The organism is Nocardia noduli (assembly GCF_019038455.1).
Lineage (GTDB): Bacteria > Actinomycetota > Actinomycetes > Mycobacteriales > Mycobacteriaceae > Nocardia > Nocardia noduli.
Window position 1 is genome coordinate 1 of the sequence record NZ_JAFMPL010000187.1, and the last position, 7,109, is coordinate 7,109.

At 68.6% G+C, this 7,109-nt stretch carries 7 protein-coding genes; 3 read left to right on the top strand and 4 right to left on the bottom strand.

Translation table 11 applies throughout. The annotated features are described in order from the left end of the window. Positions 1-221: 221 nt before the first annotated feature. Entirely contained in the window at positions 222-998 is a 777-nt protein-coding gene (locus JZ792_RS40325; protein WP_216918156.1) for a pirin family protein, read from the bottom strand. Positions 999-1,260: 262 nt separating this feature from the next. Between JZ792_RS40325 and JZ792_RS40330 the strand changes: the two genes are divergently transcribed. Then, complete coding sequence (locus JZ792_RS40330; RefSeq protein WP_216918157.1) at positions 1,261-1,740, top strand: NUDIX hydrolase; 480 nt, start codon at positions 1,261-1,263, stop codon at positions 1,738-1,740. Between the two features lie 35 nt (positions 1,741-1,775). Beyond that, positions 1,776-3,164, top strand: a complete 1,389-nt coding sequence (locus JZ792_RS40335) for an MFS transporter (protein WP_438804441.1) — start codon at positions 1,776-1,778, stop codon at positions 3,162-3,164. Here JZ792_RS40335 and JZ792_RS40340 read toward each other — a convergent pair. Further along, positions 3,161-3,736 carry a hypothetical protein gene (locus tag JZ792_RS40340; protein WP_216918158.1) on the bottom strand — a complete coding sequence of 192 codons (576 nt, stop codon included), beginning with the start codon at positions 3,734-3,736 and terminating at the stop codon, positions 3,161-3,163. The genes JZ792_RS40335 and JZ792_RS40340 overlap by 4 nt on opposite strands. 137 nt (positions 3,737-3,873) lie before the next feature. Here JZ792_RS40340 and JZ792_RS40345 point away from each other — a divergent pair, with 137 nt between their 5' ends. After that, a complete protein-coding gene (locus JZ792_RS40345) occupies positions 3,874-5,478 on the top strand; it encodes a glycoside hydrolase family 183 protein (protein WP_216918159.1) in 1,605 nt (534 codons plus the stop codon). Between the two features lie 18 nt (positions 5,479-5,496). Here the strand turns inward: JZ792_RS40345 and JZ792_RS40350 are convergent, their stop codons facing one another. Next, positions 5,497-6,357 (bottom strand): 5-oxoprolinase subunit C family protein, encoded by an 861-nt coding sequence (locus tag JZ792_RS40350; RefSeq protein ID WP_216918160.1) that lies wholly within the window; start codon positions 6,355-6,357, stop codon positions 5,497-5,499. After that, positions 6,354-7,007, bottom strand: a complete 654-nt coding sequence (locus JZ792_RS40355) for a 5-oxoprolinase subunit B family protein (RefSeq protein ID WP_216918162.1) — start codon at positions 7,005-7,007, stop codon at positions 6,354-6,356. Before JZ792_RS40355 ends, JZ792_RS40350 begins: the two co-directional genes overlap by 4 nt. Positions 7,008-7,109 lie beyond the last annotated feature (102 nt).

Here is a 7,109-nt window from a genome sequence, read left to right on the forward strand (position 1 = left end):
GTACTGACCCGGGGGCGGGTATTGCGACATGGACTTCCTCTCCGTCGGCGCAGCGGCTGTCAGCGGTTGCTCGGCCCCACCTCGGCGGAGGCACGGTCCGGTCGGGCGCGCTCACGCGGCTCACTGCCTACTGATCGTGCCCCCTGGGTCAGGATGTTAATGGGACGAACAGTGCACCGCGCCGTGCCGCGCGACACCGTCGGCGTGGCGGGCCCCGCCGATCAGGCGCCACCGAGCCGCGCGTGCATCTCCCACACCAGGATCTCGGCCGGTCCGTTCGCCGTCACCCGCTGTCCGCCGGTCCTGGTCAGACGGACCGCGTCACCCTCGTAGAGGGTTCCCACGCCTTCCATCTCCACCTCGCCGCGGGCGACGTAGACGTGCGCGTACGGCGCGTCCGGCAGGTCGACGGCCCGCTCCTGATCACCGGACATCCGCGCCACATGCAACGCCGAGTGGCTGCTCCCGATGGCGATGGCGGTGCGATCGCGATACCGCGGCAGACCGGAGGCGACCGTCACCAGCGCACCGGAGGACAACTCGCCGTCGATCTCCAGCTGCTGATATCCGGGTTCGATGCCGGGTTCGTCCGGAACCACCCACATCTGGACGAAATGCACCGGCTCGTCGTGTTCGGCCGTGCCGTCGAGGCGCCACGAGTCGTTCTTCTCCGAATGCAGAATCCCGGTGCCCGCGCTCATCCGCTGGGCGAGGCCGGGATAGATGACACCGTTGTGGCCGAGCGAATCCTGGTGCACGAGGCTGCCGCCGAGCACCCAGGTCACGATCTCCATATCCCGGTGCGGGTGGGTGTCGAAGCCCTGACCGGGCAGCACGACGTCCTCGTTGTTCACCAGCAGCAGGCCGTGGTGGGTGTTGTCCGGGTCGTAGTGTTCTCCGAAGGAGAACGAATGCTTCGAATCCAGCCAGGAAACTCGTGTCTTCATGCGGTCTCCGCCGCGATGGACATCGATGTGTGGTGTCGTGAGTGTGGACATCGAGGCCCTCCTCTCGGGACCGTGCACCGATCGCCTTTCAGGGTAGGAGTACATCCGACGCGGTACTCCGAATTCCTAGTAAATTGTCGTGCACTCGGCATTTTACGCGAGCGACCAGCGGGTGAACGGATGGCGAGCACCAACCGCCGGTAGGCGGACCCGCCGCGGGGCCGAGTAGGGTACCGCGAACAAGACTGGCGAACAGGACGAGGCCGGATACGTAAGGTGATGCGGCACAACGCAAACCGGAGGTGACAGGCAGATGCGATTCGAGCAACTCAACGGCATCGAGCACGAACTCCGCGCGGCCGCGCGCGCTGACGACATCGGCGATTTCGTCGTCGGTGTGGCGGTCTTCCGTGACGGCAAACTCCTGGTAGTCCGCCGGGTGCCCAACGACTACCACGGCGGGATGTACGAACTGCCCGGCGGCGGCGTCGAATCGGGGGAGACCTTCGCCGAATGCGTCGCACGCGAACTGTTCGAGGAGACCGGGCTGCGCGTGCGCGACATCACCGAATTCCTCGGTGCCATCGACTACGCCACCCGCACCAAGGCCAGGGTGCGCAAGTTCAACTTCGTCGTCGAGGCCTACCCGGGGAAGGTCTCGGTGGCGCCCGGCGAACACGATGCCTACGCGTGGATCGACGCGTCCGCGCTGGACAGGCTGCCGATGGCGCCCGATATGCGGCAAACCATCAGCGCCCTGGTGCAGACACTCGATTCCTCACATCCCGCGTGACCGAGCGGGGTGAGCGGGAGGGCACAATCGGCAGGGTGCCAACCGCTCGCCCCGAAAGCCCGCTACCGGCCGGCGAGCCGCCGCCACCGCGCTGGACGGCGTGGCGCACGGCGGTGCGGAACAATCCGGCCGTCGCGCGACTGGCGATCATCCGTTTCTCCGGACAGTTCGGCGACGGAATGTTCCAGGCCGCGCTGTCGGGCGCGATCCTGTTCAACCCGGAACGCGAAACCGACCCGCTCGCCATCGCGGCGGGTTTCGCCGTCCTGCTGCTGCCGTATTCCCTGATCGGACCGTACGCGGGCGCCCTGCTCGACCGCTGGGACCGGCGTGCCGTCCTGCTCGTGGCCGCGGTGTTGCGTGCCGTGCTCATCGCTGTCGCCGCGGGCGCGCTGTTCGCCGGAGCCGGGGAGACGCCGCTACTACTGCTCGCGCTCGCGGTGGTCGGGGTGAGCCGGTTCGTGATGGCGGGGGTCTCCGCGGCTCTGCCGAGGGTGCTCGCGCAGGAATGGCTGGTACCGATGAATTCGGTACTCGCGACGGCGGCTTCCGCGTGCGCCGGGATCGGCGCCGCGGCGGCGGTGGCGATCATCGGGCTGATCGGGCCCGGTGACACCGGCGCCGCGGTCGCGGTGGCGGCCAGCGGCACCGGATCGATCGTCAGCGCCGTGATCGCGGCCCGATTCCGGCCGCACACGCTCGGGCCGGAACCGGGCGCGGCGGGGGCGGCGAGCGCGATCCACGCGATCGCCACCGGACTGCGCACCGGCGCGCGAGCCGTGTGGCAATCCGCGCAGGTGAGCACCGCGATGCTCGGCATCGGCACCCATCGGATCGTGTTCGGTGTCAACACCCTGCTCATGGTGCTCGTGTTGCGCCAGCCCGCCGACCAGGGCTCGGAACTCGGTTCCGGCCTGATCGGATTCGGCGTCGCCATCGCCGCGACCGCCGCGGGCATGCTGGTCGCGGCCGGAATCGCGCCGCTGCTGATCCCGCGCTGGGGACGCCCGCGCACGGTGATCATCGGTCTGTGCACCGCGGCGGTCGTTCAGGTGACGCTGGTGACCCCGATCGCGGTGGCCGAGACCGGCGCCGCGGCCGATCGAGCGCACCAGATGCTCCTGCTCGGCGCGTTCCTGTTCGGCTTGGCCGGGCAGACGATCAAGCTGACCGGAGACGCCACCATGCAGATCGATATCGATGACGCCCGACGCGGCCAGGTATTCGCACTCCAGGACACGGTTTTCAATATCGCCTTCGTGCTCGCCCTCGCGACGGCCGCGCTCGTCATCCCGCCCGACGGGCGTTCGCTGCCCCTCGTCATCGCGGGCGCGGTCATCTACTGCTGCGGGATCGTGGCCGTCCTGCTCGTGCTGCGGCGAGGCCGTGCCGCGGATCGGCGCCCGCCTGCGGCGGTCGGCTAGGGGGAGTCGGAGGGAGACGGATCGGCGCCGTCGGCAGTGCCGACGCCGGGTTCGGTAGGCCCCTCGACTATGCGGCCCCGCCGATCCGAGCACACCGTGACGGTGTGTTCGAGCAGTTCGGGTACATCGTCGGGGACTACATCGATATCCCGCACTGTTGTTTCGAACGGTGCGACAGGGTATTCCGCGAGTGCCGCGGAAAGGCCCTCGGCGACCACATTGTTCGATTCGGGACTCGTGTCCGGAAACGGACCCGTGCGCAGGATCCAGTCCAATGGCTCCTGCTCGGCGTCCTCGGCGGAACCGGTGATCCGGTGATCCCAGATGCCCAGTTCGGTCGGGTCGGTATAGAAGTGGTCGAGCACGCCGTCGTCGTCCAGGTCCAGTGCCGCGATATCGGCTGACCCGGTACCCGCGGAATCCCAGAGGGCGTCGTCGGCGAGACCGTCACCGTCGAAATCCAGTTGGACCGCGTCGGTGGTGCCGGTCCGCGCCAGATCCAGGTCGGCCTGGGAAGCCCAGACGTGGACCGTGCCGTCGCCCGTGCCGAACACGTACTCGATCTCGTTCATATCTGATTGGACGCGAGTGGGCCGCATCCGGTTCCGTGTGATCAGTGGTCGGCGCATGGGTCCGGTACCCGGCCCGACGGAGTCCGATCCGGTAGGTTGATCTTGCTTCGATCCGAACCAACGGGGAGTCGATACATATGGGCCTGCTGCCGGGGAAGCTGGAGGCACCCGCGCTGTTCGGTGTCGCGCTACTCGGGGCACTCTCGCTGCCCGCGCCCTTCGTGCCCTCCGCGTCCGCCGCGCCTGCGCCGTGGCTGCCGCCGCCGACGAATGTCTGCGGCGAGGTCGGCTTCGATCCGCTGGCGCGCCAACCGGATCCGAGCCTGCCGCCCCCGCCGGCGATCGATATCCCGCCGGTGATCGACATCTGGGTTCCCGTGCCCGAGATCACCCCGGTCACGGTGCCCGATCCGCCCCAGGACAACACCCGTATCGTCGCCGAGCCGCTGCCCACCGATCCCTGCCGAAACCCGTGCCCGGATGTACGGGACACGCCGAAACCGGTCGAGGAGTCGCACGAGTCGGAGTCCACCGCGCCCGATACCGGGTCAGGGTCGGGCTCGAATTCCGGTTCCGCGTCGGGATCCGGATCCGGGTCGGCCGCACTCGAGCTGCCGAGGATCGAACTGCGGCCCGAGATCGAACCCATTCCGATTCCGGTACCGGGGGGCGAGGGCGACACTCCGCAACCCGCGCCGCCGCACGTCGTGCATCCGGTGGAACCGGGTCCGGTCGCCCGGCCCCTCGGCACACCCCGGCTCGGCGCGGTCGACATGATCGGCCAGGTGACCGGGCACGGATCGATCAACCGCACCGATATGCGCTGGCAGGTGGACGGCACCGATCTCGGGCTGATGTGGGAGACCGAACCGGGCAAGATCGCGATGGCCTTCGGCGACACCTTCGGCGACGGCTGGCAGTACGGCCGCTTCGGCGGACCGGACTGGCGCAGCAATGTGCTCGGTTTCAGCACCGATCGTGATCTGTCCGACGGCCTCGTCATCGACACCATGGTCCAGGACAGCCGTTGTCACGCCGCGGAATTCCTGTCCAGCCGCAAGATCAAGAACTGGGAGACCACCGTCATCCCGACCTCGGGTTTCGCCATCGGGAAACGGCAATACCTGAGTTATATGTCGATCAACCACTGGAGCCGGACCCCCGGCATGTGGTCGACCAACTTCGGCGGCATCGCCTACTCCGACGACGGCGGCAGCACCTGGACCAAGGATCAGCACGCCAGGTGGGACAACATCTTCGGGTTCGGCCGTTTCCAGGTGGCCGCGATGGTCCCGCACGGGGAGCACGTGTACATGTTCGGCACCCCCAACGGCAGGCTCGGCGTCACCGGGCTGGCCAGGGTGGACAAGGACGAAGTGCTCAACAAATCCGCCTACCAGTACTGGGTCGACGGCAGCTGGGCGCCCGCGGCCGAGAACCAGGCGACGCCGCTGTTCCGAGGCATCGCCAGCGAACTGTCCGTGCGGTACGACGCGACGGCCGACCGCTGGCAGATGATGTATCTCGATCCGTTGAAGGCCTCGATCGTGCTGCGACAGGCCGCGACACCGCAGGGCGTGTGGAGCGATTCCGTCCCGGTGGCCTCCACCCTGGACTACCCGAAGGCCTACGGCGGCTTCATCCATCCGTGGTCGACCGATACCGACCTGTATTTCACGGTGTCGGCGTGGGACAGCTACAACGTGTATCTCATGCGGGCGAAGCTGGATTCGCCTCGATGACGGAGTAGCGATCGGACCCTAGCGAGGAGGCGGGCGCAAGCGCAGCGCCTGCCCGGGACGGGCCTGCGCCAACAGATCGACCTCGGCGTCGAGCACCACCGCGATCACCGGATAGCCACCGGTGATCGGATGATCGGCGAGAAAGATCACCGGATTCCCGCTCGGCGGAACCTGGATCGAGCCCAGTGCCACACCCTCGGTGCGCAATTCGTCCTCGCTCCGGCGACGCAGCGGCGGACCGGTACGGCGTTCGAGCCGGACGCCGACGCGGTCGGCATCGGGGGAGACCGACCATTCGCCCTCGAACAGCGCGTTCGGTTCGACGAACCAGTCGTCGCGGGGGCCGAGCATGGCGTGCACGGTGAGGGTGCCCGCTTCCGGTTGCGCCACCGGGGCGAGGTCGACGATCGGATAGGTGCGTGGCGCGGGGCCGACGGGCAGCAGGTCACCGGCTCGCACCGGCGGCGGGCCGATACCCGACATGGTGTCGAGACTGCGCGAGCCGAGCACCGGCCCGATATCGATACCGCCGCGCACGGCGATGTAGCTGCGCAGTCCCCGTTGCGCCATACCGAGCCGAAGGGTCTGTCCCGCTTCGAGTTCGAGCACGCTTGCGGGTCCGACCGGGGTGCCGTCGACCGTGGCGGGCGCGGGTGCGCCGGTCACCGCGAGGGTGTGGTGGCGATCGGCGCGCAGCACCACGCCGCCGACCAGAACCTCGAGTAGCGCGGCGGATTCGGGATTGCCGACCAGGCGGTTGGCGAGTGCGGACGAGGCCCGATCGGCCGCGCCCGACGGCCCGACACCGGAACCGAACCAGCCGGGCCTGCCGAGATCCTGGATGGTGGCCAACGGTCCGACCTGTTCGACGACGATCATCGCCCCGCCGCCACGAAACGCACCGAGGTGCCCGCGCGGATCAGCGCGGGCGGATCGCGATCGATATCCCACATCGGCGTCGCGGTGCGACCGATGAGTCGCCAACCTCCCGGTGTCGCACGCGGATACACGGCCGAATACCCGCCCGCCAGTGCCACCGCGCCCGCCGGAATCACGGTGCGGGCCTGTGCCAGGCGCGGAACGTCCAGACGTCCGTCCGGCGCGCTTAGATAGCCGAAACCCGGTGCGAAACCGATGAATCCGCAATGCCACACCGTCCCGGTATGCGCGGCGATCACCTCGGACACGCTCATGTCCAGCAGGCGAGCCACCTCCGTCAGGTCCGCGCCGTCGTATTCGACTTCGATGCGGACGGGTTCGGCGTCGGATTCGAAAGACGCGGCGGACCGTGAGTTTTCAGGGGAGCGCTCCCGCAGGATCTGTTCGAGTCGGGCACGGACCCGGTGCGCGTCACCGACCGAATCGAGGGTCACCAGCACGGTTTCCGCCGCGGGCAGCACATCCCGCACCCCCTCGACAGCGCGCAGTTCCGCGGCGACAGCGGGGGGCGACGCGGTCACCAGGAATGCCCGATCGCCCGCCGCCCTGATCAGCCGTCCCGGCTCGGTCGACGTGTTCTCGCCCGCCATCGCGCTACCCCCTTGTTGTCGTTCGGCCTCGCACGTGACGGCCCGGCACGTGAGAACCCGGGACACCGTCCCCGTACCCGCGACCGCCACCGCCCCCGTACC

Excerpts from the sequence above, each read along its gene's own strand:
- JZ792_RS40325 (WP_216918156.1), bottom strand. The coding sequence starts at position 998 with ATGTCCACACTCACGACACCACACATCGATGTCCATCGCGGCGGAGAC.
- JZ792_RS40330 (WP_216918157.1), top strand. The coding sequence starts at position 1,261 with ATGCGATTCGAGCAACTCAACGGCATCGAGCACGAACTCCGCGCGGCC.
- JZ792_RS40340 (WP_216918158.1), bottom strand. The coding sequence starts at position 3,736 with ATGAACGAGATCGAGTACGTGTTCGGCACGGGCGACGGCACGGTCCAC.
- JZ792_RS40345 (WP_216918159.1), top strand. The coding sequence starts at position 3,874 with ATGGGCCTGCTGCCGGGGAAGCTGGAGGCACCCGCGCTGTTCGGTGTC.
- JZ792_RS40350 (WP_216918160.1), bottom strand. The coding sequence starts at position 6,357 with ATGATCGTCGTCGAACAGGTCGGACCGTTGGCCACCATCCAGGATCTC.
- JZ792_RS40355 (WP_216918162.1), bottom strand. The coding sequence starts at position 7,007 with ATGGCGGGCGAGAACACGTCGACCGAGCCGGGACGGCTGATCAGGGCG.